This is a genomic window from Pseudoxanthomonas sp. LjRoot143 (assembly GCF_964252945.1).
Lineage (GTDB): Bacteria > Pseudomonadota > Gammaproteobacteria > Xanthomonadales > Xanthomonadaceae > Pseudoxanthomonas_A.
Genome location: NZ_CAXUPM020000001.1, coordinates 468207 through 491221, shown reverse-complemented (window position 1 = coordinate 491221; position 23015 = coordinate 468207). Strand labels below are relative to the sequence as shown.

The following is a 23015-nucleotide window of genomic DNA, read 5'->3' as shown; positions in this document are numbered from 1 at the left end:
GACCATGAATCGGATCATCCTGCTGTTGGCTGCCATCCTGCTGGCGTCGTGCTCCGGCGGCGAAGCGCCGCGCACCGCGGAGTTCGTGCAGGCCGCACCGGCCGAAGCCGACTTCGGCGACCTGCGCGTGCGCTACAACGCCTTGCCCACCCTGTCGCTGAGTGAAGCGGTCGCCAAACAGTACGGCGTTCCCCGTGACGCGGCGACCGCACTGGTGCTGGTCGCCCTGCGCAAGGTAGCCGGCGGCGAAGAGGTCGATGCAGACGGCGAAGTCAGCGTCACCGCACATGACCTGTCCGGCGCACGGCAAACCATCACGCTGCGCAAGGTGGATGCTGGCGGCTACCTGGACCACATCGGTACCGCGCGCATCTCGCCACGCGATTCCTACCGCTTCGAAGTGGTGGTGACGTCGGGCGGACGCAGCGAGACGGTGAAGTTCCAACGGAACTTCTGAGGCGAAACAGGCACTGTCCGCGGGGATAACCCGCCGGAGAGGTCCTTCCTGTGGGAGCGACGTAAGTCGCGATGAAGTACCGCGGTGGCTCATCGCGACTTACGTCGCTCCCACGCCCACCATCCCGTACCCTACAGAAGCGCCGCCGATTCAGGCGTGCCGCTCCGACCACCGCCGGATGATCCCCGCGATCGCCTGCACCCCATCGGTCAGCGCCGCCGGGCCCGGTTGCAGGATCAGCGGCGACTTGATTTCGTGCAGCTCACCGTCGCGCACCGCGGGGATGACGTCCCAGCCCGGTCGCGCGGCGACGCGGTCGGGGCGGAATTTCTTGCCGCACCACGAACCGAGGATGATGTCCGGTGCGCGGCGCACGACCTCGCTGCCGTCGGCGAGGATGCGGTGCTTGGCCAGCGATTCCTTCGCCATCTCCGGAAAGACGTCGTCTCCTCCGGCGATGCCGATCAGTTCCGATACCCAGCGGATGCCGGTGATCTGCGGCTCGTCCCATTCCTCGAAGTAGACCGTCGGCCGGCGCGGCAGGCGCGCCGCCTGCGCACGCGCCTCGTCAAGCCCGCGCTGCAGCATGTCGGCGTAGGCGTTGGCCCGTTCGGCCGCACCGACCAGCGCGCCCAGCCGCCGCACATAGTCGACGATGCCGTCCACGCTCCGATGGTTGCTGATCCACACTTCCACGCCCTGCCGGACCAGCTCCGCGGCGATGTCCGCCTGGATGTCGGAGAAGCCGATGGCCAGATCCGGCTGCAGCGCCAGGATCTCGCCGATCTTGGCGCTGGTGAACGCGCTGACCTTCGGCTTCTCCTTGCGCGCCTGCGGCGGTCGCACGGTGAAGCCGCTGATGCCGACGATGCGGTCCTGCTCCCCCAGAGCGTACAGCGTCTCGGTCGGCTCCTCGGTCAGGCAGACGATGCGCTGCGGACCGATGCTCATGCGTCCAGCGCCTTGCGGAAGTACACCACACGCTCGGTTTCCTCGAAGCCGCAGGCCGCGTGTGCCGCATGGCTGGCCGTGTTGTCGAGCAGGGCGTCGGACGCCAGCTCGTTGCAGCCTCGCGCGCGCGTCCACGCTTCCACGGCAGCGATCAGTGCGCGACCGACGCCGCGCCCGCGATGGTCGGCATCGACGTACCAGGCCTCCAGGAAGCCGACCGGCGAGTTGTCGGTGCCATTGACGTAATCGTGGCGCAGGCTGGCCTCCGCCATGCCGATGGCCTGGTGGTTGTCGTCGAAGGCGATGAACGCGATGCCGTTGCCGCTGTCCCAGGCCAGCGCCTCGGTGCGGAGTTCACCGGGATCGGCATCGGGCCAGAGTGCCACGCGCATCGCGGCCCACGCATCGATGTCGGTCGCGGACGCAGCGCGCACACGAATGCTCAAGGGAACAGCATCCGCTTGCTCCAGGCACCCGCGGAATCGCGTTCGTAGCGCCAGCGCTCGTGCAGGCGGAACCGCGCGCCGTACCAGAACTCGATCGCCTCCGGTGCCACGCGGTAACCGCTCCAGCCCTCCGGACGCGGCACGTCGACGCCCGCAAAGCGTGCCTCGACCTCGCCCATGCGCGCATCGAACGCCTCGCGCGAATCCAGCGTCTCCGACTGGATCGACGCCCAGGCGCCGAGTTGGCTCTGGCGCGGACGCGAGGCGAAGTACGCATCGGCCTCGGCATCCTCGACCGGGCTCACCGCCCCTTCCACGCGCACCTGGATGCCCGCATCGCGCAGGCTGCGCCACAGGAAGAGCAGCGCGGCATGCGGGTTGTCGTGCAGCTCGCGACCCTTCTGGCTGTGCGTATGCGTGTAGAAGACGAAGCCGCGCGCATCGAAGGCCTTGAGCAGCACCGTGCGTGCGGACGGACGACCGTCCGGCGTGGCGGTGGCGACGGTCATCGCGTTCGGCTCTACTTCGGTGCCCGCGGCCTTCGCTTCGCCGAACAGCGTAGCGAACGTGGACAGGGCTTCGGCGTACAGATCGGTCATGGCGTCGTCAGGCAGCGCCCGCGCATCGGGCATGCGCTATTGTCGCGCGATGACGCAGGCAACGCATCCCGACGGTTTTCCCGATGCCATCGTGGCCGAGGCATTCGCCTCTGCCCGCGGCCTGGCGCCACGCACGCCGGTCTTCGCCATCAGCGGGCTGCAGGGAAGTGGCAAATCGACGCTGGCCGACCAGATCGCCACGCGCGCCGAGGCCGACGGCCTGCGCGTAGCCGTCCTGTCGCTGGACGACCTGTACCTGACCCGCGACCAGCGCCGGCAGCTGGCCCACGATGTCCAGCCGCTGCTGGCCACGCGCGGACCGCCCGGCACGCACGATGTGGCCCTCGGCTGCCGCGTGCTGGACGCGCTGCGCGAAGGCGAGGACATCGCCCTGCCCCGCTTCGACAAGCTGGCCGACGATCGCGTGGCGGATGCCGCCTGGATACGCGTAGAGGGACGCGTCGATCTGGTCCTGTTCGAAGGCTGGTGCCTGGGCGCCGTCGCCGAGGACGAAGCGGCATTGGTCTCGCCCTGCAACGCATTGGAGCGCGACGAGGATGCCGACGGCCGCTGGCGACGCTATTGCAACGAGGCCCTGCAGCGCGACTATCCCGCGCTGTGGTCACGGGTCGATGCCCTCTGGTTCCTGCAACCGCCCAGCTTCGACATCGTGCGTACGTGGCGCTGGCAGCAGGAACAGGCGATGGTGGCGCGCGATCCCGCGCGCGGGGGGATGGACCGCGCGCAGCTGGACCGCTTCATCCAGCACTATGAGCGTACCAGCCGCCATCTGCTGACGACGCTGCCGACGACGGCGGACCGGGTCATCAGGCTGGATGAGGATCGCAAACCCATCACCACCTAGGTGTGGGTTGCGGGCTGGTTGTGGGAGCGACGTAAGTCGCGATGAACGGTCCGGGTGTCGTCATCGCGACTTACGTCGCTCCCACACCTGTCTATCCCACACCTGCCTACCCCACGCCTGTCCCTCGCCTCACGCCACCACGAACGTGATGCGCAGGTTGACGCGCCACTCCTGCACGTTGCCTCCATCGTCGGTGACCACCTTGATCTCGTTGACCCAAGCGCCCTTGATGTTCTTCACCGTCTCGGAGGTCTTCTTCAGGCCGACCTTGACGGCATCTTCCATGCTGGTTTTCGACGAAGCGTTGACTTCGATGATCTTGGCGACGGACATGGCGCACTCCCGTTCGTTCACCCGGCACAGCGCCGGAGGGCCACCGTAGTCCCGCCGGTGTTAACGCCACGCCACGCGCGCGGGTGCGCGGTGCTAGCATCTGCCCATCATGAATCCGGCCCCCAACCTGATCCTGGTCGGCCCCACGGGGGCCGGCAAGACCTCCATCGGCAAGCGCGTGGCCGAGCGCTTCGGGCTGGTGTTCGTGGACGCGGACCAGGCCATCGTCGACCGCACTGGCGCCAGCATCGCCACGCTGTTCGAACACGTGGGCGAGGCCGGCTTCCGTGAGCGAGAGAAGGCCACCCTGCAGGAGCTGCTGGCCGGCCACGGCCAGCTCATCTCGACCGGCGGCGGTGCCGTGCTGGACGCCGACAATCGGATACAGATGAAACAACGCGGCTACGTGGTCTACCTGCAAGTCAGTGTGGACGCCCAGCTGAAGCGCCTCGGCCGCTGCACCAACCGCCCGCTGCTGCAGCGACCGGACCGCGAACAGGTGCTGCATGACATGGCGGTGGCGCGCGAGCCGCTCTACCGCGAGGTCGCCGACCTGACCCTGGATACCGATGGACTGACGCCCCCCGAGGCGACGGCCCGCCTGACCCAGTTGCTGGCGCACCGCTGGCAACCCATCGAAGAGAACGCATGAGCCAGCTCCGCACCGTCGACGTCGGCGGCGAGATTCCCTACACCATCGCGATCGGTCCCGGCCTGCTGTCGGACGGCACCGCGCTGGCGCAGCACGTCCGCGGTCGCCACGTGCTGCTGGTCAGCGACTCCATCGTCGCGCCGCTGTATGCCGGCACCGTGCGCGAAGCGCTGCACGCCGCACGGCCGGATCTCGCCATCGGCACCTTCATCCTGCCGGCCGGCGAGGAATCGAAGACGCTGGCCCACTTCGGCCATGCCATCGACGCGCTGGCGACGCTCGGTGCCACCCGCGATGCCTGCGTGGTCGCGCTGGGCGGCGGCGTGGTCGGCGACCTGGCCGGGTTCGCGGCAGCATGCTGGATGCGCGGCGTGGACTGCGTGCAGGTGCCCACGACACTGCTGTCGATGGTGGACTCGTCGGTCGGCGGCAAAACCGCGGTCGACATCCCGCAGGGCAAGAACCTGGTCGGCGCGTTCCATCCGCCGCGCGCGGTGTTCGCCGACACCTCGGTACTGGCGACGCTGCCGCCACGCGAACTGCGTGCGGGGCTGGCCGAGGTGATCAAGTACGGCGCCATCCGCGACGCCCGCTTCTTCCAGTGGCTGGAACAGGAGCGCGAAGCGCTGCTGGCGATGGACGGCGAAGCGCTGGCGCTCGCCATCGCCGCCAGTTGCGAGCACAAGGCCGAGATCGTCGCCCGCGATCCGCTGGAGAAGGGCGAACGCGCCCTGCTCAACCTGGGCCACACCTTCGGCCATGCCATCGAGACCGAACAGGGTTACGGCGGCCTGGGCAACGACAACCTCAATCACGGCGAGGCGGTGGCCGTGGGCATGGTGCTGGCCGCGCGGCTGTCGGCCGACCTGGGCATGGCCCCGGCCAGCGACGCCGACCGGCTGGAGACGCTGCTGACCGCGTACGGCCTGCCGACCCGCATTCCCGCCGGCCTGGCGCCCGAGGCGCTGCTGGCCCGCATGCGGCTGGACAAGAAGAACCTGGCCGGCCGCCTGCGCCTGGTGCTGTGGCGGGGGCTGGGACAGGCCGAGGTGGTGCCGGACGTGGACGAGACCCGCGTACTGGCCGTGCTGTCCGCCTGACAAGCCGTCCGGCTAAAATATCGCCATGCGCGTCTTCCTCCAGCAGCGCCCCGACGCGGGCGAAGCCCCCCGCTACGTCCAGCTGACCCTGCAGCCCGACCTGTTCGGCGGCTGGGAGCTGCTGCGCGAAACCGGACAGATCGGCGGCCGCGCGTCGCTGAAGCGCGAGCAGTACCTGCTGCAGGACGAGGCCAACGCCGCGTTCGAGAAGGCCCGAGACAGCCACCTCAAGCGCGGCTTCCAACTGATGTTCGCCCGCGGCGCCGACGCGCCCAAGTAACTTCCCCCCGGATCCCCCGATGACCGATTTGAAGAACGACCGCTTCCTGCGCGCCCTGCGCCGCGAACCCGTGGACCGCACGCCTGTGTGGCTGATGCGCCAGGCCGGCCGCTACCTGCCGGAGTACCGCGCCACGCGCAAGGAGGCCGGCAGCTTCCTCGGCATGGCGAAGAACCCGGAGGTCGCCTGCGAAGTGACCCTGCAGCCGCTGCGCCGTTTCGACCTGGACGCGGCGATCCTGTTCTCCGACATCCTGACCATCCCCGACGCGATGGGCCTGGGCCTGTACTTCGTCGAAGGCGAAGGCCCGAAGTTCGAACGCACCGTACGCAGCGCCGCCGACGCGGCGAAGCTCGGCGTGCCGGACATGGAGACCGAACTGCGCTACGTGATGGACGCCGTGCGCGTGATCCGCCGCGAACTGGACGGCAAGGTGCCGCTGATCGGCTTCTCCGGCAGTCCGTGGACGCTGGCCTGCTACATGGTCGAAGGCGGCGGCAGCAAGGACTTCGCCCGCATCAAGGCGATGGCGCTCAACGACCCGGACACGCTGCACCGCCTGCTGTCGGTCAACACCGATGCGGTGATCGCCTACCTCGCCGCGCAGCGCGCGGCTGGCGCGCAGGCGTTGCAGGTGTTCGACACCTGGGGCGGCGTGCTGAGCCCGGCGATGTACCGCGAATTCTCGCTACCGTACCTGCAGCGCATCGCGCAGGAGCTCGACCGCGGCGAAGGCGCGGAGCGCACCCCGCTGATCCTGTTCGGCAAGGGCACGGCCGCCTATCTGGAAGAGCTGGCCGCCAGCGGCACCGACGGCGTTGGTGTGGACTGGCTGATCGAACTGGGCGAGGCCGCGCGCCGCACGCAGGGCAAGGTCGCGCTGCAGGGCAATCTGGATCCGGCCACGCTGTACGGCTCGCCGGACGCGATCCGCCGCGAGGTGCGCCGCGCACTGGACAGCTACCGCGACGGCAACGGCGGTTCGCGCGACGGCCACGTGTTCAACCTCGGCCACGGCATGTCGCCGGACATGAATCCCGACCACGTCGCCGTGCTGGTGGACGAAGTCCACGCCTACAGCGCACGCTGACGCTGCCGTTCCCCGCCGGAGTGACGCAATGGAATGCCGCCACCTGCTTGCCCCCGCCGCCGCCGGCCTGTTGCTGGTGGCCGGCGCGCGCGTCCGTGCCGAGGAGGCCGGTCCCGCGCATGTCCTGCGGGTCGCCGGCGGCGATTTTCCCGCACTGGTGATGGTGGTGCCCGGCGAGCACGCCGCGCCCGGTCTGGATGCGACGCCCGGCTGCGACCGCATCCGTGCCCGTCGCCTGGACGAGCTGCCACCCGGGTGGCGCACGCGCGTGGCGCGCGTCGAACTGGATTGCGAAGACACCCTGGCCGACGACGACCAGCGGACCCTGACCGCGGTGACCGCGCGCGCGGTGCTGCATCCCGATCGCGTCCAGCTCGCCGGCCAGCCGGTGACCGAGGTGCGACTGATGGATTCGCAGCGCTGGGGCGACCACCAGTACGTGCTGGCCGTACCGTTCGCTGCCGCGGGCCCGAAGGTCCGGGACTTCATCGAGGACGCCTGCCTGGCACGGACGCTGGCGGAAGAATCTCCCGCTGCTGCCTGCCAGATGCTGGCGACCGGCGATGGCTTTCACCTGTCGACCTCGGAGGCTGGCGGCATCTGGGTCCACCCCGATCCCGACGATGCCGCCCGCACGTTGTATGTCGAAGCCTGGGCGGACTGATGCGATGCGCCTGCTCTGTCTGATTGGCTTGGTCGGTTTGTCCTTCAGCGCATTCGCCGGCGAACCGACGTCGTTCGCCGGCGAGTACGGCCACGGCGCGACCCATGACGCCGACGAGGTCGTATGGCGCGTGCAGGACGTAGGCACGGGATGGCGCCTCACCTCGACCGGCGACGGCGAGGCCGTCGAGGCGCATCGGTTGGGCGAACGGGGGCGGGCGGCGTTCTGGGACCGCATGGACTGGCCTGACGACAGCAGCCGCGACGCCGATTGCCTGACCTGGGGCAGGAAGCCGGCGTCGCTGGACGACCTGTTCGCGGACGCACCGCCTGCGCCTTCCCCGCCCGGTGACGACTACGGTGAAGGTGTGCTCTGCCATGTGCCACCGACCGCGCGTGCGCGCATCGACTGGCTCGACGACAACGGCAGCGACTGGTTCTACTACGACCCCATCGCGGGCGTGATGGAAGCGCGCCGGCTGCGCTGAGCGCGTCAGCCCAGGCCCGAGCGCGGACTTCTCAGGCGCGGCACCGTACCGTCGCTGCCGCCTGCAGGCAGGCGATACTCGAACCGGATCTCGCGCATGCCATCGGGCACCAGGATCTCCATGGCTTCCGGCGATACGCAACGCCCGCGCAGCGCGTTGCGGATGGACTGGGCCTCGGCCTTCAGCCTGTCGGCCGTGGTGGCGTTCCCGATGATGGCCGGGCGCAGGTAGACCGCGTCGTCGGCGATCCACATCTCGTCGCCCTGCCCTTCGTTGGTGCTGGCCAGCACCGTGTCGGGACGCGCGCTGCCGACGGGCATCGGCCGCACCTGCAGTTCCTGCCGGCAGCTGCCGGTATTGAGTACCCGGATGTCCGCCGCGAAACCGGCGAGGAAGGTTTCCGCCTGGCGCTGCACGTCTTCGTCGGACACGCTGCCGGCCTCCACGCTGTAGCGCACCTTGATGAAGTAGAGATCACGCACGGTCATCGCGAGCACGGACAAGTAGCGCTTGTCGCGCATCGGCACTTCCATCGCGAAGGAACGCGCCTTCACCGCCAGCTCGCCAAGCATGCCTTCGCCCGCGACCGGCGCCGTGGCGAACGTGCGCGCGTGGGCCAGGCGGACATCACCCGCGTTCCGGTCGCGCGCGATCTGCACGATCTCGTCGATGCTGTACTGGAACACCCGTTCGAACGCCGGGTCGAACATCACGCCGGCCGGATACAGGTACAGGTCCATCCAGCGGTCCGGCTTGCGCGTGTCCTGGTAGCGCACCGACACGCCCAGTTCCTGCCGCTCGTAACGCTTCTCGCCCATCGCTTCCCAGTCGCCCACGCGCAACGGATACAGCGCGCGCGAGTCGGTGATGTAGTCGCCCAGCAACGGCGGTTCCGGCGCCTCCGCCGACCCCTCTGCCGCCACCGGGCCGACCATCGCCAGTGCGGCCGCGCAGAGCCAACGGGCCATCATCCTCAAGGCGTGTCCTCCTGTGCCGGCGCTGCGCCCCGCTCGATCTGCGTCGCGATCACCGCCGCCAGCATGTCGCCGGTGACCGGCTTGCGGACGAAGTCGTCGAACCCCGCCTGCCGCGCCAGCGGCTCGGCTTCGGCGTCGGTGCGCGCGGTCAGGGCGATCAACGGCGTGGTCACGCCATGCAAGCGCAACTGGCGCGCCAGCGCCATGCCGTCCAGGCCCGGAAGATCGAGATCGAGGAAAGCCATGTCGAACGCCGTCGTCACCACTTCGGTCAACGCCGCCAGTCCGTGAGGCGCGTGGGTCACGCGATGGCCGCGCGCGCGGAGCAGTCCGGCCACGACATCGGCGACCGTCGCATCGTCCTCGACCAGCAGGATGTGCAGCGGTCCGACAGGCGTCGCCTGCTCGGCGTCCGCCGCGGGCACCGGGTACTCGTCGCCTGCGGCCACGACCTGCAGGGACGGCAGGTCGACGGAAAAACGCGTGCCCTTGCCCGGTGCGCTGTCGACGTCGATCCGCCCGCCCATCGCCACCGCCAGTTCCTGGCAGATCGCCAGGCCCAGGCCGCTGCCGCCGTAGCGCGCCGTCGTCTGGGCGCCTTCGGCCTGCTCGAAGCGGCGGAACAGCCGGGCCTGCTGCTCGGCATTGATGCCGGGGCCGGTATCGCCGACCACCAGCCGCACGCCTTGCGGCGCCAGCGGCAGCGCATGCAGCGACACATGGCCGGACTCGGTGAACTTGATCGCATTGCCCAGCAGGTTGAGCAGGATCTGCCGCAACCGCAGCGGATCGCCGCGCACCACGCGCGGCACACCGGCGGCGATGCCATCGTGGAAGGCGAGGCCACGCTTGCCCGCGACCGGCCCCATCAGCGCGACGACGTCGGAGACCAGCGCGTGCAGGTCGAACTCGACCTGCTGGAGTTCGAGCTTGCCCGCTTCGATCTTCGCCAGGTCCAGTGCATCGTTGACCAGCCTCAGCAGGTGCGTGCCGGCACGCTGGATGGCGTCGGTGTAGCCCGTCTGCCGCTCGTCCAACGCCGTGGCCTGCAGCAGTTCCGTCATGCCGAGCACGCCGGTCATCGGTGTGCGGATCTCGTGGCCGAGCGTGGCCAGGAAGCGGGTCTTCGCCAGCGATGCCTGTTCGGCCACTTCGCGCTTGTGTTCGGCCAGCTGCCACGCACTCCTGCGGCGCACGCGCCGTCGGTACGCCGCGGCGGCGGCGAGCAGCAGCAGCACCCCCAAGACGGTGAACAGGGCCAGCCCCCATGCGCTCCGCCACCACGGCGGGAGCACGTGCACCGGCACCTGCAGTTCGCGCGAGGCATTGCCCGCAGCGTCGAAGGACTGCACCCGCAGCCGGTAACGGCCAGGGGTGAGCGCGGAGAACACACGCTCGCCGCTGGCGCCCTGGTCCACCCAACCGCTGTCGAACCCCTCCAGCAGCGAGCGGTAGCGATTGCCCAGCGGATTCTCGTAGCTCAGCAGGCGCGTGCCGACGAGCAGTTCGTGATCCTCGGGCTGCAGGACGAGGGGCTGGTCGATCCGCAGCGCAAGCACGTCGTCGCCGCGGCTGACCTGGAGGCTGTCGAGCACCAGGTTCGGCGTCACCGGCCTGGGGTCCGGCAGCTGCGTGTCCAGCAGCGCGACCGATCCGTCGGCGGCGGTCGACACCAGCAGGCCGTCCCGCGTCAGCAGCAGCCCGCGATCGTTGAGCTCCTGGCTGAGCAGTCCCTCGCGCACGCCGAAGTTGCGCAGCAGGGCACGCGAGCCGTGCAGGTTGGGGTCGATGCGGAACAGGCCGCGGCGCGTGCCCAGCCAGACCCGTCGCTGCAGGTCGACCGCCAGGCCGGTCGACTCGACGGCGGGCAGTCCTTCCGCCGCACCGATCCTGCGTTCGCGCACCCAGCGGTTACCGTCGCGGCGCCAGGCCTCCACGCCCGACATGCGATGCAGCCAGAGGCGGTCGGCATGCTCGAAGGCGAACGCATACACGCGCTCGCCGCCCATCGCGCCCACCGCGGCGAAGCGGCCCGCCGCCTCGTCCCACACCATCATGCCGGCAGCGCCACCCAGCCAGGCGCGTCCGTCGGGCGCGACCGCCAGGCCCTCGATGTCGGGCAGGCCGCTGCCGTCCTCCTGCTTGACGATGGTGCGCAATACGCGTCCATCGGTGATGTCGCGTTGCTGCACGCTGCCCATCTGCGTGACCAGCCACAGCGTGTCGTCGTTCGCTTCGACCAGCCAGTCGATCGACGTGCCGTCCGGCACCGCGTCCTGGCCTTGCTGCGACCATTGCCGGAGTGCACCGGTCCGCGGGTCGACGCGGATCAGCCCGTTGCGGTGGCCGATCCACAGGTTGCCATGGCGATCCTGCCGCAACGATGTCAGCCGCAGTTCTCCGAGCAGGGCGGCGTGCTGCGGCAAGGGCGTGACATGGCCGCTGCGCGTATCCAGACGTTCCACCTTGCCGGTACTGCTGGCGATCCAGACACCGCCGTCACCGGCCTGCGACAGCCCGCGATAGAGTCCGCCGCCGAGCCCCTGCGCCGGCGAGAACGCGGCGATGCGCCGCCAGTCCGACCGCAGGTACGCCAGGCCCCGTGTCGGCACCGGCACCCACAGGCCACCGTCCGGCAACACGAGTACGGTCTGCAGCACGCGGCCGATGCCCACACTCTGCGCGTCGTAGTTCACCGGCGCCGGGGCGCGGTCGCCCTCCGTGCGCCACAACCCGCCCTGGCTGGCCAGCCAGTACTCGCCCTCGCCATCGCTGGTCATCGCGATGAGTGCGTTGGGGCGCGCGAACATCGGCGACCACGGCGGCGACACCCATCCGCCCTCCCGCGACCAGCGATGCACGCCGTCCGACGCGCCCACCCAGATCGCCTCGTTGTCGGCGGTCACCGAGTAGACGATCTGACCGTCTCCCGCAGGCAGCGCGAGACGCTCGACCCGCGTGCCGTCGAATCGCGCCAGGCCGCCCATGGTGCCGATCCACAGCGCACCCTTCGTATCGAAGGCCAGCGACAGTACGTTGTCCGACGGCAGGCCTTCGCCGCCGTCGGGTGACGCCGCATAGCGGGTGATGCGGCCGTCCGCTGCCAGCTTGTGCAATCCGCCACCGAAGGTACCGAACCACACGTCGCCGCCACGGCTGGCGATGGCGAACACCTCGTCGCTGCCCATCTGCGGATGATCGGACTTCCGGTAGTGACGGAAGCCGCGACGGTCCACGTCCATCACGCTGAGACCGCCGTTCTCGGTCGCTACCCACACGCGGTCCGCCGCATCGACGTGCAGCGCCTGCACGACGTTGCCGGGCAACGAGGCGGGATCGGCAGGATCGTGCCGCCAGACCTTGAAGCCGACGCCGTCGTAGCGGGCCAGGCCGTCCCAGGTCGCGATCCACAGGTGGCCGGCACGATCGCGCGCCAGCGCGGGAATCGTCGTGGAGGGCAGGCCGTCGCCGGCGCCCAGCAGGCGGAAGCGCGGAATCTCCGGCACCGTCGCGGGCGCTGGTGCGCACACCAGGCAGAACAGCAGCAACCACCACGCACGCATCACCATTCCTGACCGCCCCTCTTTCCCTGTCGTCCCCCGCCCGGCATCGTCGCAACGGACCGTTGCACGCGCAAGCGGGGTATCTTCATGGACCGGCCCCTAGAATCCGTCCCCATGCCCGGATCGACCGCCCGCCGCCTGCTGATGCGCAGCCTCTGCCTGCTGGCGCTGGTGCCTGCCGCGTCGTTCGCGCGCGACACGCTGGCGGGGTACACGCTGGACCCCGTACACACGCGCGTGATGTTCGCGATCTCGCATGCCGGTTTCTCCAACGCACTCGGCACCGTCTCCGGCAGCACCGGCACGCTGGTGTTCGATCCGGACGACTGGACGCGCGCACGCGTCGACGTCCGCGTGCCGATCGCACGCATCGACCTGGGCGATGGCGACTGGAACAAGGCCACCCTGGCGAAGTCGCTGCTCGACGCCGAAGGACATCCGGAAGCGCGCTTCGTGTCCACGCGGGTGGAACCGGTCGATGCCACGCATGCCCGCGTGGTCGGCGACCTCAGCCTGCGCGGGGTGACGCGCGAAGTCGTCCTCGACGTGACCCTCAACGCCATCAAACGCCATCCCATGCCGCCGTTCCGGCGCACGGTGGGCTTCTCCGCCACCACCCAGCTCAGCCGTGCCGATTTCGGCATCACCGCGTGGAAGTCGGTGATCGGCGACGAAGTGGAACTTCGCATCGAAGCCGAAGCCACCTACGACGGCAAGGCCGGCGACGACACGGCTACCCCGCTTTCCCCTTCCACTCAGGAGCCGACGCCATGACCCTGAAGAACACCGACGAGCGCTGGGGCGCCGTCAGCCAGCTGTTCCACTGGACCATCGTCGTGCTGATCCTGGTCATGGCCTACCTGGGCCTGACGATGGGCGACCTGCCCAACGGGCCGCGCAAGATCAACATCTACGCGCTGCACAAGTCGATCGGCCTCACCATCCTGGCGCTGGTCGTGCTGCGCGTGCTGTGGCGTGTCTACGCCGGGGCGCCTGCACCGGTCGCCGGCACGCCGAGCTGGCAACAGCGCATCGCCTCGGTGACGCACTTCTTCCTGTATGCGCTGCTGTTCGCCATTCCGCTGTCGGGCTGGGTGCTGAACTCGTCCGCCGGCTATCCGCTGCAGTGGTTCAAGCTGTTCAACCTGCCCGCCATCACCGGACGCAGCGACAGCGTGCATGAAGCCGCGGAAGGCGCGCACGAGTTGCTGTTCTGGGTGCTGGTGGTACTGGTGCTGGCGCATGCCGGCGCCGCGCTGTACCACCATCTGTTCCAGGGCGACGCCACGCTGCGCCGCATGCTGCCGGGCCGGCGCGCTGCCGTCGCCGCGCCGGCCGCCGCTTCGCCCCTTCCCCCTTCCCCCACCCCGCAGGATTCCTCCGATGAAAACCCGTGAACGCGCGCGCCTGGCGCTCGCCTCCCTGCTGCTGGCCGCCGCACCGGCCATGGCGGCCGACTACGTGCAGGCGCCCGGCTCCACGCTGGTGTTCGCCAGCAACTACCAGGGTGAAACCTTCACCGGCAAGTTCGGCGGTTTCGCCACCACGCTGAGCTTCGATCCGGCGCAGCTCGCGACCAGCAAGCTCGACGTCACCATCCAGCTGGCCGGCACGCAGACCGGCAACGGCGACCGCGACGGCACGCTGACGTCCAGCGACTTCTTCAACGTCGCCAAGTTCGCGCAGGCCCGTTACACCGCGACGAAGTTCCGTTCGCTGGGCGGCAACCAGTACGCGGCCGACGGCACGCTGTCGCTGCGCGGCGTCAGCAAGCCGGTCACGCTGACCTTCACCTGGACCCCGGGCGCGCAGCCCGTGCTCGCCGGCAAGGCGACGGTGAAGCGCTTGGACTTCGGCGTCGGCGGCGGCGACTGGGCCGACACCTCGACGATTCCGAATGACGTGGCGATCAGTACCAGGGTCGTGTTGAAACCAGCCAAGTAAAAACCCGATGCGCGGGCGACGCTTGCTGCTTCGTCTCGGCATCGCCGCCGTGCTGCTGTGCGCGGCCGGTGCCGCCGGCCTGTGGTGGCTTGGCGGCACGCTCGTCGCGCCGCGGCCCGCGGTGATCGGTCCGCCTCCGGCGGATCTCCACGCACGCGAGGTAAGGATCGCCGTCCCGCAGGCGCCCCCTGTTGCGGGCTGGTGGATCGCCGGAGAACCAGGCCGTGCCAGCGTGCTGCTGTTGCATGGCATCCGTTCGGACCGTCGCGCGATGCTGGAGCGCGCCCGGCTGTTGTCGCGGCATGGGTACGCGGTGCTGCTGATCGACCTTCCAGCGCATGGCGAAAGTCCCGGCGAGGCGATCACGCTGGGCTGGCGTGAAGCCGCCGCCGTGACAGCGGCGCGCGACTGGATGCACGAACAACGTCCCGGCGAGAAACGTGCCGTGATCGGCGTGTCGCTGGGCGGGGCATCGGTGGTGCTGGGGCCGCAGCCCAGCGGCTTCGACGTGGTGGTGCTGGAAGCCGTGTATTCCGATGCGCGCCAGGCCATCCGCAACCGCATCGCGATGCGGCTGGGCGACACCGCCGCCGCGCTCTCGCCACTGCTGGCGATGCAGGCCGAGTGGCGGCTCGGCATTCCCGTTCGAGAACTTTCCCCCATCGACCGCATCGCAGGCCTCGGCGCACCGGTGCTGGTGGTCGCGGGCGGACAGGACCGGCATACGCTGCCGGCCGAGTCGCGTGCGATGTACGGGCGCGCACGCGCGCCGAAATCATTCTGGTTGCTGCCCGACGCCGCCCATGTGGACTTCCTTGCGCACGATCCTGCCGGTTATGCCGACCATGTGATCGGTTTCCTGGATCGGCAGCTGGACGATCCCGCGCGCTGCCTCCATCAGCGCGACGACGCGACGCGCGCGGGCTCGCAGGAACGCCGCTCCGCTGCCTGCGCGGATATCGAGAAGCGTCCCAGTCCGTAGGCAAGGGCGCCCAGGACGTCGCCCTCGCGATGATCTCCGTGGCATGACAGACACGCCGGGCGCGCGCGGATCGCACCCATCGCGCGTTCGCCTCGCGGCGTGTCCTGCACGACCAGCTCCCTGCCCGACGCCAGCGCGGCCAGCGCCTCGCGCTCCCACGCGTGCAGGCCGCGCGTGGAGGCGGGAGGTGCGCGCAGGCCGGAATCGCCGTCCGTGTGCTGGAAGCCCATGAAACTGGCGGCATGGACCACCGGCGGGTCGTGCCGGGCGACACCGACCAGTTCCACCTCGAGCACGCAGCGCCCGTGCTCGTCCACGGCCTCGAACCGGGCGTCGCGCATGCGCGCCATCATCGGCGTGACGCGCATCCTGCCGAAGCCCCGGCTATCCACGAAGGCATCGACGAACTCGCCGTGCATCCGGCGCAGTGCAGGATCGTCGTCGTGGACACCGCCGACGGTCGCGAGCGGCACGCAGGCACCTGCGACCACGAGCGTCAGCCACACTCCGCGTATCGATGCCATGGGTAACCCTGCCTGGAGGGACCCAGCCTAGCGCGGCCGTCCCGTGCACTGGCGCACCGTCGTGCGTCCGTTCTGTCAACGGACAGCTTACGGGTGCAGGAACGCCCCCACCGCACCGGCATCGAAGGGCCAGTCCAGTTCCGCACCGGTATCGCTGCGATGCAGCACAGGGACACGGATGCCGTAACGCGCTTCCAAAGCGTCGTCTTCATCGATGAAAACGCTTTCGAACTCGGGAATGCGTGCATGCGCGAGTATGTCGAGCGCCAGGTCGCACAGGTGGCAGTCGTCGCGCTGGTAGAGGATCAGGGGCATCGCGGCTGAGGGGTGAAGGGCATGTGGCGTCTACGTGCTTAGAATAGCGGCCTTTTTTCGACGGCGGTTTTTGCAGCATGGCAGTCAGCACGTTCGACCTGTTCAAGATCGGCATCGGTCCGAGCTCCTCGCATACGGTGGGGCCGATGCGGGCGGCGGCGCGTTTCGTGGGCCGCTGGCTGGTCGATGCCGGGCGCCTGCAGGACGTGGCGCGCATCCGCGCCGAGGTGTTCGGCTCGCTGGCCCTGACCGGCCGCGGCCACGGCACCGACAAGGCCGTGCTGATGGGCCTGGAAGGCCACTACCCCAACGAGATCGATCCGGACCTCATCCCGCCGGCGCTGGAACGCATCCGCACTGGCAAGCGCATCCTGCTCGGCGGCACGCATGAGCTCGCCTTCGACGAGAAGCGCGACCTGCTGATGAACAAGCGGCAGAAGCTTCCCTACCACACCAACGGCATGCGCTTCACCGCGTTTGACGCGAACGATGAGGTCATCGCCACGCGCGACTACTACTCCGTCGGCGGCGGCTTCGTGGTCAACCAGGACGATGCGGCCTCGGATCGCATCGTCGCCGACGAGACCCCGCTGCCGTATCCGTTCAAGAGCGGCGACGAGTTGCTGGCCCAGTGCCAGCGCAGCGGGCTGAGCATCGCCGCGCTGATGTTCGAGAACGAGAAGGCCTGGCGCAGCGAGGACGGGATCCGCGAGGGCTTGCGGGCGATCTGGGGTGCCATGCAGTCGTGCATGGCCCGTGGCATCCGCGAGGAAGGCACCCTTCCCGGCGGCCTGCATGTCTCAAGACGAGCACCCACGCTGCACCGCGAACTCTCAAGCAAGCCCGAGGCGGCGATGCGCGATCCGCTGACCGTGCTGGACTGGGTCAACCTGTATGCCCTGGCGGTGAACGAGGAGAACGCCGCCGGCGGACGCGTGGTCACCGCACCGACCAATGGTGCGGCCGGCATCATCCCGGCAGTGCTGCACTACTTCGACCGGTTCTGCCCGGGCAACAGCGAGCAGCGGGTATTCGACTTCCTGCTGACCGCGGCGGCCATCGGCATCCTCTACAAGGAGAACGCCAGCATCAGCGGCGCCGAGGTCGGTTGCCAGGGTGAGGTGGGCGTGGCCTGTTCGATGGCCGCCGGCGGGCTGGTCGCCGCACTCGGCGGCAGCCCGAGCCAGGTGGAGAACGCGGCCGAGATCGGCATGGAGCACAACCTGGGCCTGACCTGCGATCCGATCGGCGGGCTGGTGCAGATCCCGTGCATCGAGCGCAATGCGATGGGCGCGGTGAAGGCGATCAACGCCAGCCGCATGGCCATGCGCGGCGATGGCAAGCACAAGGTCAGCCTGGACAAGGTGATCAAGACCATGCGCGACACCGGCCGCGACATGCAGGACAAGTACAAGGAAACCAGCCGCGGCGGACTGGCCGTCAACGTCATCGAGTGCTAGATGTCATGGGGAAGGTCGCCCGCCACTGGATCGAGCACACCCCGGATTGGCGCACCGAACCCATGGCTTACTGGGTTCACATAGAAAGCGAAGGCAGAGCTTGGCGCGCGGCAGCGTCTTACGATCCTCCGGCGCCCCATGCCGAAGGACGCAACGGCTATCCAGTGCTCTGCATCGAGTCGCAGGGCTTTGTCTTCCGCTTCTCCTCCGCAGCGCAACTCGCCGAATGCATCGACATCCTCGGACGCAAGCCACTCCCGACATCCCGTCGGCTGTCCTTGATTCGCGGCGGTGGCCACGGCCCCAACAGTCATTGGCTGAGCCGACTGCCCGGACACATCAAGTCCCCGAAAGTTCGACAGCGTGCCGTGGAGGATCTTCGCTCCGTGATCTCGGCCATGGCACTCGGCAGTTCATTCAAACCAGCTTAGACCGATAATCTCGGCGTATCCGGAGTTCGATATGCCTGCGCGCTCCTTGGGCGCGGCTTACGGCCCCATCCGGATTACTTGGCTCTACACGCCTAGCAAGCGTCATCGACCGTCGATATCGCGACGGGACGGATCGCATACCTCATCGCCTTGAAGACACTCGGCGGTCGCTCTGTTGTCGCGGTCGGCCATGTCCTTGCCAATGTTGTATCCGAACCAGACCATCAGGCACACAAGCAACACGACCGGCGTCAGCCAGGAAGCGGCGACGTTCGCCGACTTGGCGAGAGTCGGCCTCACGTGAACATCTGTCGCAGTCGACTCTCCGACAATCGCGCTCATCTGCACCTCCAACGCCGCCGCCAGTGCAAGGCAGGTCTCCTTGGACGCGGCTGAGCCCGCTTCGATCCGCTGCAGCGTCCGCGTACTCACCCCGGCGACCGTCGCCAGGTGCTCCTGCGACCAGGCCCGCTGTTCCCTCAGGGTCCGGATCCGTTCGGCGTTCAGTTTCATGTCCATCGTTGTCGGTCTTGTCCCGGCCAGTGTACGTTCGGTCCCAGCCTCCCCCCGTGCCGGCCCGATCGCCACGACAGAGACGCGACAGCAGCACGACACGGGCTCCGGCGCCCTTTAGGCACGCGCACCTGCGCCGATACCGTACTTTGGTAAACCGACTTACCGGAGACGCGTCCTGTCCCAGCCCGTGGACAAGATCCGCCGCGGCCGGCCGTCCTGGCGGCGCCGACTGGCGACCTGGTGCCTGCCCCTGCTGGGCGGGATGGCGACGCTTTGCCCGACCGCGCACGCACTGGATCCCTCCAAGTCGTTCCACCACTACGTGCGCAACCACTGGAGCCTGGAACAGGGCCTGCCCCAGCTGAGCGTGCTCGCCATCGCCCAGGACCGGCCCGGCTACCTCTGGTTCGGCACGCAGGCTGGCCTGAGCCGCTTCGACGGCGTGCGCTTCACCAACTTCGACCTCGACAACACCCCGGACCTGCCCAGCACCTGGATCCAGGCCCTGCACACCGATCGCGAAGGCCGACTGTGGATCGGCACCCCGCAGGGACTGGCCGTCCGTGACGGCAACCGCATCAAGGCCATCCCGCTCGCCCCGGGCGAGGCCACCGGCGTCGTCGACGTGCGGGCGCTGACGCGCGATGTCCGCGGACGCCTGCTGGTAGCCACCCACCGCGGCGTCATGATGGTGGTGGCCGACCGCCTGCAGACGCTGCATCCGATCGACGACGGCGGCGCGCTGGCACTGCATGCCGACGACGACGGCACGCTCTGGGCCGGTGGCCGCGGACGCGTGCACGCCTTCGACGGAACCGGCGAGCGCGTCCTGAAACTGCCCGCCGGTGCATCGCTGGCGACGGTCACCTCGCTGGCACGCCACCACGGCCGCCTCTGGGCCGGCTGCGATGCCGGCCTGTTCGTGCTCGACGGCCAGCATTGGCAGCGCGACCGCGACGTCGCCACCGTCAGCGGCGGCGTGCAGGCGCTGCATGAGGACCGCGACGGCATCCTGTGGGCAAGCACCCGCGACACCCTCTACCGGCTGCAGGACGGCCGCCTGCTGGAACGGATCGCCGCGGACGGACCGCTCGCGGAGATCCGCGCGTTCTACGAAGACCGCGAGTCGAACCTGTGGCTCGGAAGCAACAACGAAGGTGTCAGCCGCGCCTGGAACGGCTGGACGCGGCGCTACAGCCGCGCCGAAGGTCTGCACCAGCCCTTGCTGTGGTCGATCGCGCAGGCGCCCGACGGCCGCGTGTGGGTCGGCAGCGACGATGGCGTCAGCGTGCTGGACGGCGGCCGGTTCCGCACCCTGGTCGCGGGGCGCGATCTGCCGCATCCCGCCGCGTACAGCCTGCTGCCCGAGAACGGGCAGACCTGGATCGGCACGCGCGACGGCGCCGCCCTGTACCGCGATGGCCGCGTGCAACGACCGCGCATGCTGGCGGCGCTGGATGCCGCACAGGTGAACGGCATCGTCCGCGATCGCCAGGGACGACTGTGGTTCGCCACCAGCAATGGCCTCTACCGTTGGCGGGAAGGCGACGCACACGCGCGCCACTACGGCGAACGGGAGGGCCTGCGCGACATCCGCGTGCGCGTGCTTATGGAGACGCGCGACGGACGGATGCTGGTGGGCACGCAGAGCGGCCTTTACGAATTCGTCGATGAGCATCTGGTCGCGCTTCCCCTGACCGGTACGGGCCTGGATGCGCCGCACATCGTCTCCCTGCACGAGCTCGCCGGCGGCCAGTGGCTGGCCGGCGCGCTGTCGGAAGAACTGATGCTGCTGTTCGACGGCCATCGCTGGACGCGCCTGGACAAGTCGCGCGGCATCCCGGCGAACGCGCCGTTCTTCTTCGCCGAGGACGCCAGCGGCTTCCTGTGGGCGGGTGGCCTGCGCGGGATCTACCGGGTACCGGTGGCCGACCTGCTCGACGCCGCCGACGATCCGTCCCTGCGCGTCAACGCGCGGACCCTGCTCAACGAGCGCGGCGATCGCCATGGCGGCCAGAAGGGCGACTGCTGCAACGGCGCCGGCAACAGCCGTGGCTTCCTGGCCGACAACGCGCTGTGGCTGCCGACCCGCGATGGCGTCGTGGTCATGGCGACCGACCAGTCGCTGGCCAACGACTACCTGCCCGAATCGGTGGTCGAACGCGTCCAGGTGCAGGGCCAATGGCGGCCGGCCGAGCGCGCGACGGAATGGTCGCTGCCGAGCGCGGCGCGCGACCTGCGCTTCGAGTTCACCACGCTCAGCTTCCAGGCGTCCGACCACATCGACATCCGCTATCGCCTGCGCGGTTACGACGACGAGTGGAAACTGCTCGACGATCCCCATCAGCGCAGTGCCACGTACACCAACCTGCCGGCCGGGCGCTACGTGTTCGAGGTGCTCGGCACCAACAACAGCGGCGTCTCCGGACGCGCCGCCGCCACCCAGGCATTCGCCATCGCGCCGTACTTCTACGAGAGCCCGTGGTTCTACCTGCTGCTGGCGTTCGCGCTGGCGATCCTGGTGCTGCTGTCCAACCGGTGGGTGCTGCGCCGCCACCACAACCGTCGCGTCGCGCTGGAGCGACTGGTGGAGCAACGCACGCGCGACCTGCAGCAGGCCAACCGGCAACTGGAAGCCATCAGCCTCACCGACCCCCTGACCGGCCTGCACAACCGCCGGTACCTGACCCGCCAACTGCCCGCCGACATCGCCTACTACCAGCGCATGCCCGGCTTCACCGCCGGCGTGGACGTGCTCGCGTTCGCCCTGCTCGACATCGACCACTTCAAGTCGATCAACGACGGCCACGGCCACCAGGCGGGCGACCACGTGCTGCAGACCGTCGCGCACCGCCTGCGCACGCTGTCGCGCGACGGCGACTACGTGATCCGTTGGGGCGGCGAGGAATTCCTGATGGTGTTCCGGCCGATGCCGCGCCACGAGCTGCATGCGCTGGGACGCCGCATCTGCACGGCGATCTCCACGGAACCGGTGGACGTGGCCGGCACACGCCTGCAGGTGACGGCATCGCTGGGACTGATCGGCTATCCGCCCTTCCCCGCCGCGCCCGACCTGCTCGGCTGGGAGCAGCTGGTCTCCCTGGCCGACCGCGCGCTCTACGAGGTGAAGGCGCATGGCCGCAACGGCTGGGCGCTCTACGAAGCCACGCCGTTGCCGTTGCCCGTACTGGATGTGGACCACCTGCGACGCGACCCGGGTGAACTGGTCCGCAGCGGCCATCTGGTGTTGCGTGGGCCGCATCATCCGTCAGCCTCGACGCCCCCCTCCGCATCCGTGTCCGCACGCGCGGATTGACATCCCTGCAACGTGTCCGCGATACGCTCGCCTGCCACGTCGCCGAGATCCCCCATGAAGATTCCCGCTTCCGCGCTGGTCGCCCTGCTCGCCGTCCATGCCGTTGCGCAGGCAGAGCCCATGCCCCGCTATGGGCCGCGACTCGAAGGCTTCGAGTACCCGCGACCGGTACAGACCTTCGCTTTCACCTCGCAGTCCCAGCCGCTGGAAATGGCGTATCTCGACGTCGCACCCGCCCGACCGAACGGCCGCACCGCCGTGCTGCTGCACGGCAAGAACTTCTGCGCCGCGACCTGGGTATCCACGATCGATGCACTCACCGCGGCCGGCTTCCGCGTGATCGCGCCGGACCAGGTCGGCTTCTGCAAATCGAGCAAGCCTTCCGGTTACCAGTATTCGTTCGGACAGTTGGCCGCCAACACGCATGCCCTGCTCGACATGCTGGGCATCGAGCGCGCGGTGATCGTCGGCCACTCCATGGGCGGCATGCTCGCCGCGCGCTATGCGCTGCAGTATCCGGAGGCGACCGAGCGGTTGGTACTGGTCAATCCGATCGGACTGGAGGACTGGAAGGCCGAGGGCGTGCCGTGGCGGAGCATCGATGCCTGGAACGAGCGCGAAATGAAGACCTCCTTCGACAGCATCCGCGACTACCAGCGCACCGTGTACTACAGCGGCGACTGGAAGCCGGCGTACGAACCCTGGGTGCGGATGCTGGGCGGCATGTACGCTGGCGATGGACGCAAGGCCGTCGCCTGGAGCCAGGCGCTGACGTCGGACATGGTGTTCAACCAGCCCGTCGTGTACGAGTTCCCCCGCATCGCGGCGCCGACCACGCTGTTCGTCGGCCTGAAGGACCGCACGGCCATCGGCAAGGATCTGGCGCCGCCGGAGGTGGCGAAACGGCTCGGCGATTACCCGGCGCTGGGCAGGCGCGCGGCCGCCGCGATTCCAGGCGCGACGCTCGTGGAGTTCGCCGAGTTGGGCCATTCGCCGCAGGTCGAGGACCCGGCGCGCTTCAACGCCGAACTGCTGAAGGCGGTCAGCGCGCCCTGACCGCCGG

The 23015-nt window shown here is 69.2% G+C and carries 25 protein-coding genes; 16 read left to right on the top strand and 9 right to left on the bottom strand.

Annotated features, from left to right (window positions below; translation table 11 throughout):
* The first annotated feature begins 4 nt into the window (after window positions 1–4).
* The gene (locus tag ACSQ1W_RS02255) at window positions 5–457 is read left to right on the top strand and encodes a DUF4426 domain-containing protein (RefSeq protein ID WP_436041495.1); all 453 of its coding nucleotides are present in this window, start codon (window positions 5–7) and stop codon (window positions 455–457) included.
* Between the two features lie 150 nt (window positions 458–607).
* Here ACSQ1W_RS02255 and ACSQ1W_RS02250 read toward each other — a convergent pair whose 3' ends face one another.
* The 3 genes from ACSQ1W_RS02250 to pdxH are packed head-to-tail and all read right to left on the bottom strand — an operon-like array spanning window position 608 to window position 2453.
* Window positions 608–1408, bottom strand: a complete 801-nt coding sequence (locus ACSQ1W_RS02250) for a cobalamin-binding protein (protein WP_436041494.1) — start codon at window positions 1406–1408, stop codon at window positions 608–610.
* Window positions 1405–1800, bottom strand: a complete 396-nt coding sequence (gene aac(6'), locus ACSQ1W_RS02245) for an aminoglycoside 6'-N-acetyltransferase (protein WP_436046064.1) — start codon at window positions 1798–1800, stop codon at window positions 1405–1407. The genes ACSQ1W_RS02250 and aac(6') overlap by 4 nt, the downstream gene beginning before the upstream one ends.
* A 50-nt stretch (window positions 1801–1850) precedes the next feature.
* Window positions 1851–2453, bottom strand: a complete 603-nt coding sequence (pdxH, locus tag ACSQ1W_RS02240) for a pyridoxamine 5'-phosphate oxidase (RefSeq protein WP_436041493.1) — start codon at window positions 2451–2453, stop codon at window positions 1851–1853.
* 31 nt (window positions 2454–2484) lie between these two features.
* On the opposite strand from pdxH, the gene ACSQ1W_RS02235 reads away from it, so the two are divergent.
* On the top strand, window positions 2485–3318 hold the full coding sequence (locus ACSQ1W_RS02235) for a kinase (protein ID WP_436041492.1): 834 nt from the start codon (window positions 2485–2487) through the stop codon (window positions 3316–3318).
* A gap of 129 nt (window positions 3319–3447) precedes the next feature.
* Here the strand turns inward: ACSQ1W_RS02235 and ACSQ1W_RS02230 are convergent, their stop codons facing one another.
* Window positions 3448–3651, bottom strand: a complete 204-nt coding sequence (locus tag ACSQ1W_RS02230) for a dodecin family protein (RefSeq protein WP_062352254.1) — start codon at window positions 3649–3651, stop codon at window positions 3448–3450.
* Between the two features lie 109 nt (window positions 3652–3760).
* Between ACSQ1W_RS02230 and ACSQ1W_RS02225 the strand changes: the two genes are divergently transcribed.
* From ACSQ1W_RS02225 to ACSQ1W_RS02200, 6 genes are read left to right on the top strand one after another with little or no spacing between them, the layout of a single operon-like run.
* Window positions 3761–4303 (top strand): shikimate kinase, encoded by a 543-nt coding sequence (locus ACSQ1W_RS02225; RefSeq protein WP_192270207.1) that lies wholly within the window; start codon window positions 3761–3763, stop codon window positions 4301–4303.
* On the top strand, window positions 4300–5403 hold the full coding sequence (gene aroB, locus ACSQ1W_RS02220) for a 3-dehydroquinate synthase (RefSeq protein WP_436041491.1): 1104 nt from the start codon (window positions 4300–4302) through the stop codon (window positions 5401–5403). Before ACSQ1W_RS02225 ends, aroB begins: the two co-directional genes overlap by 4 nt.
* Before the next feature lie 25 nt (window positions 5404–5428).
* The gene (locus ACSQ1W_RS02215) at window positions 5429–5683 is read left to right on the top strand and encodes a WGR domain-containing protein (protein ID WP_192270211.1); all 255 of its coding nucleotides are present in this window, start codon (window positions 5429–5431) and stop codon (window positions 5681–5683) included.
* Between the two features lie 19 nt (window positions 5684–5702).
* Window positions 5703–6773 carry a uroporphyrinogen decarboxylase gene (gene hemE, locus ACSQ1W_RS02210; RefSeq protein WP_436041490.1) on the top strand — a complete coding sequence of 357 codons (1071 nt, stop codon included), beginning with the start codon at window positions 5703–5705 and terminating at the stop codon, window positions 6771–6773.
* Between the two features lie 28 nt (window positions 6774–6801).
* A complete protein-coding gene (locus tag ACSQ1W_RS02205; protein WP_436041489.1) occupies window positions 6802–7437 on the top strand; it encodes a hypothetical protein in 636 nt (211 codons plus the stop codon).
* Between the two features lie 4 nt (window positions 7438–7441).
* Window positions 7442–7924 carry a hypothetical protein gene (locus ACSQ1W_RS02200; protein WP_436041488.1) on the top strand — a complete coding sequence of 161 codons (483 nt, stop codon included), beginning with the start codon at window positions 7442–7444 and terminating at the stop codon, window positions 7922–7924.
* Window positions 7925–7929: 5 nt separating this feature from the next.
* On the opposite strand, the gene ACSQ1W_RS02195 is transcribed toward ACSQ1W_RS02200, so the two are convergent.
* Complete coding sequence (locus tag ACSQ1W_RS02195) at window positions 7930–8901, bottom strand: hypothetical protein (RefSeq protein WP_436041487.1); 972 nt, start codon at window positions 8899–8901, stop codon at window positions 7930–7932.
* Window positions 8898–12464 carry an ATP-binding protein gene (locus ACSQ1W_RS02190; RefSeq protein WP_436041486.1) on the bottom strand — a complete coding sequence of 1189 codons (3567 nt, stop codon included), beginning with the start codon at window positions 12462–12464 and terminating at the stop codon, window positions 8898–8900. Before ACSQ1W_RS02190 ends, ACSQ1W_RS02195 begins: the two co-directional genes overlap by 4 nt.
* 114 nt (window positions 12465–12578) lie before the next feature.
* Between ACSQ1W_RS02190 and ACSQ1W_RS02185 the strand changes: the two genes are divergently transcribed.
* Genes ACSQ1W_RS02185 through ACSQ1W_RS02170 form a run of 4 tightly spaced genes read left to right on the top strand, consistent with a single transcriptional unit; the run spans window position 12579 to window position 15390 of the window.
* Window positions 12579–13238, top strand: coding sequence for a YceI family protein (locus ACSQ1W_RS02185; protein WP_436041485.1), 660 nt, complete (start codon window positions 12579–12581; stop codon window positions 13236–13238).
* Window positions 13235–13861, top strand: coding sequence for a cytochrome b (locus ACSQ1W_RS02180; protein ID WP_436041484.1), 627 nt, complete (start codon window positions 13235–13237; stop codon window positions 13859–13861). Before ACSQ1W_RS02185 ends, ACSQ1W_RS02180 begins: the two co-directional genes overlap by 4 nt.
* Window positions 13848–14408 (top strand): YceI family protein, encoded by a 561-nt coding sequence (locus tag ACSQ1W_RS02175; protein WP_436041483.1) that lies wholly within the window; start codon window positions 13848–13850, stop codon window positions 14406–14408. The genes ACSQ1W_RS02180 and ACSQ1W_RS02175 overlap by 14 nt, the downstream gene beginning before the upstream one ends.
* A gap of 7 nt (window positions 14409–14415) precedes the next feature.
* Window positions 14416–15390, top strand: coding sequence for an alpha/beta hydrolase (locus tag ACSQ1W_RS02170; protein WP_436041482.1), 975 nt, complete (start codon window positions 14416–14418; stop codon window positions 15388–15390).
* Here the strand turns inward: ACSQ1W_RS02170 and ACSQ1W_RS02165 are convergent.
* Window positions 15306–15914, bottom strand: a complete 609-nt coding sequence (locus ACSQ1W_RS02165; RefSeq protein WP_436041481.1) for a hypothetical protein — start codon at window positions 15912–15914, stop codon at window positions 15306–15308. The two genes, ACSQ1W_RS02170 and ACSQ1W_RS02165, sit on opposite strands and share 85 nt — an antisense overlap.
* Window positions 15915–16001: 87 nt before the next feature.
* Window positions 16002–16229: a glutaredoxin family protein gene (locus tag ACSQ1W_RS02160; RefSeq protein WP_192270231.1), complete on the bottom strand. Its 228-nt coding sequence runs from the start codon at window positions 16227–16229 to the stop codon at window positions 16002–16004.
* Between the two features lie 77 nt (window positions 16230–16306).
* Between ACSQ1W_RS02160 and ACSQ1W_RS02155 the strand changes: the two genes are divergently transcribed.
* The gene (locus ACSQ1W_RS02155) at window positions 16307–17689 is read left to right on the top strand and encodes an L-serine ammonia-lyase (protein WP_436041480.1); all 1383 of its coding nucleotides are present in this window, start codon (window positions 16307–16309) and stop codon (window positions 17687–17689) included.
* A 5-nt stretch (window positions 17690–17694) separates the two neighbouring features.
* Entirely contained in the window at window positions 17695–18120 is a 426-nt protein-coding gene (locus tag ACSQ1W_RS02150; protein WP_436041479.1) for a hypothetical protein, read from the top strand.
* A gap of 102 nt (window positions 18121–18222) precedes the next feature.
* Here the strand turns inward: ACSQ1W_RS02150 and ACSQ1W_RS02145 are convergent, their stop codons facing one another.
* Entirely contained in the window at window positions 18223–18633 is a 411-nt protein-coding gene (locus tag ACSQ1W_RS02145) for a helix-turn-helix domain-containing protein (protein WP_436041478.1), read from the bottom strand.
* Window positions 18634–18823: 190 nt separating this feature from the next.
* On the opposite strand from ACSQ1W_RS02145, the gene ACSQ1W_RS02140 reads away from it, so the two are divergent.
* Together ACSQ1W_RS02140 and ACSQ1W_RS02135 are read left to right on the top strand one after the other, a co-directional pair.
* Window positions 18824–21952 (top strand): two-component regulator propeller domain-containing protein, encoded by a 3129-nt coding sequence (locus ACSQ1W_RS02140; protein ID WP_436041477.1) that lies wholly within the window; start codon window positions 18824–18826, stop codon window positions 21950–21952.
* Between the two features lie 120 nt (window positions 21953–22072).
* Window positions 22073–23008 carry an alpha/beta fold hydrolase gene (locus ACSQ1W_RS02135; protein ID WP_436046062.1) on the top strand — a complete coding sequence of 312 codons (936 nt, stop codon included), beginning with the start codon at window positions 22073–22075 and terminating at the stop codon, window positions 23006–23008.
* Window positions 23009–23015: the final 7 nt, after the last annotated feature.

What these genes read in the sequence shown, in the direction of transcription:
- ACSQ1W_RS02255 (WP_436041495.1), top strand. Translation starts at nt 5, where the DNA reads ATGAATCGGATCATCCTGCTGTTGGCTGCCATCCTGCTGGCGTCGTGC.
- ACSQ1W_RS02250 (WP_436041494.1), bottom strand. Translation starts at nt 1,408, where the DNA reads ATGAGCATCGGTCCGCAGCGCATCGTCTGCCTGACCGAGGAGCCGACC.
- pdxH (WP_436041493.1), bottom strand. Translation starts at nt 2,453, where the DNA reads ATGACCGATCTGTACGCCGAAGCCCTGTCCACGTTCGCTACGCTGTTC.
- ACSQ1W_RS02235 (WP_436041492.1), top strand. Translation starts at nt 2,485, where the DNA reads ATGCGCTATTGTCGCGCGATGACGCAGGCAACGCATCCCGACGGTTTT.
- ACSQ1W_RS02230 (WP_062352254.1), bottom strand. Translation starts at nt 3,651, where the DNA reads ATGTCCGTCGCCAAGATCATCGAAGTCAACGCTTCGTCGAAAACCAGC.
- ACSQ1W_RS02225 (WP_192270207.1), top strand. Translation starts at nt 3,761, where the DNA reads ATGAATCCGGCCCCCAACCTGATCCTGGTCGGCCCCACGGGGGCCGGC.
- aroB (WP_436041491.1), top strand. Translation starts at nt 4,300, where the DNA reads ATGAGCCAGCTCCGCACCGTCGACGTCGGCGGCGAGATTCCCTACACC.
- ACSQ1W_RS02215 (WP_192270211.1), top strand. Translation starts at nt 5,429, where the DNA reads ATGCGCGTCTTCCTCCAGCAGCGCCCCGACGCGGGCGAAGCCCCCCGC.
- hemE (WP_436041490.1), top strand. Translation starts at nt 5,703, where the DNA reads ATGACCGATTTGAAGAACGACCGCTTCCTGCGCGCCCTGCGCCGCGAA.
- ACSQ1W_RS02205 (WP_436041489.1), top strand. Translation starts at nt 6,802, where the DNA reads ATGGAATGCCGCCACCTGCTTGCCCCCGCCGCCGCCGGCCTGTTGCTG.
- ACSQ1W_RS02200 (WP_436041488.1), top strand. Translation starts at nt 7,442, where the DNA reads ATGCGCCTGCTCTGTCTGATTGGCTTGGTCGGTTTGTCCTTCAGCGCA.
- ACSQ1W_RS02190 (WP_436041486.1), bottom strand. Translation starts at nt 12,464, where the DNA reads ATGCGTGCGTGGTGGTTGCTGCTGTTCTGCCTGGTGTGCGCACCAGCG.
- ACSQ1W_RS02185 (WP_436041485.1), top strand. Translation starts at nt 12,579, where the DNA reads ATGCCCGGATCGACCGCCCGCCGCCTGCTGATGCGCAGCCTCTGCCTG.
- ACSQ1W_RS02180 (WP_436041484.1), top strand. Translation starts at nt 13,235, where the DNA reads ATGACCCTGAAGAACACCGACGAGCGCTGGGGCGCCGTCAGCCAGCTG.
- ACSQ1W_RS02175 (WP_436041483.1), top strand. Translation starts at nt 13,848, where the DNA reads ATGAAAACCCGTGAACGCGCGCGCCTGGCGCTCGCCTCCCTGCTGCTG.
- ACSQ1W_RS02170 (WP_436041482.1), top strand. Translation starts at nt 14,416, where the DNA reads ATGCGCGGGCGACGCTTGCTGCTTCGTCTCGGCATCGCCGCCGTGCTG.
- ACSQ1W_RS02165 (WP_436041481.1), bottom strand. Translation starts at nt 15,914, where the DNA reads ATGGCATCGATACGCGGAGTGTGGCTGACGCTCGTGGTCGCAGGTGCC.
- ACSQ1W_RS02160 (WP_192270231.1), bottom strand. Translation starts at nt 16,229, where the DNA reads ATGCCCCTGATCCTCTACCAGCGCGACGACTGCCACCTGTGCGACCTG.
- ACSQ1W_RS02155 (WP_436041480.1), top strand. Translation starts at nt 16,307, where the DNA reads ATGGCAGTCAGCACGTTCGACCTGTTCAAGATCGGCATCGGTCCGAGC.
- ACSQ1W_RS02150 (WP_436041479.1), top strand. Translation starts at nt 17,695, where the DNA reads ATGGGGAAGGTCGCCCGCCACTGGATCGAGCACACCCCGGATTGGCGC.
- ACSQ1W_RS02145 (WP_436041478.1), bottom strand. Translation starts at nt 18,633, where the DNA reads ATGAAACTGAACGCCGAACGGATCCGGACCCTGAGGGAACAGCGGGCC.
- ACSQ1W_RS02135 (WP_436046062.1), top strand. Translation starts at nt 22,073, where the DNA reads ATGCCCCGCTATGGGCCGCGACTCGAAGGCTTCGAGTACCCGCGACCG.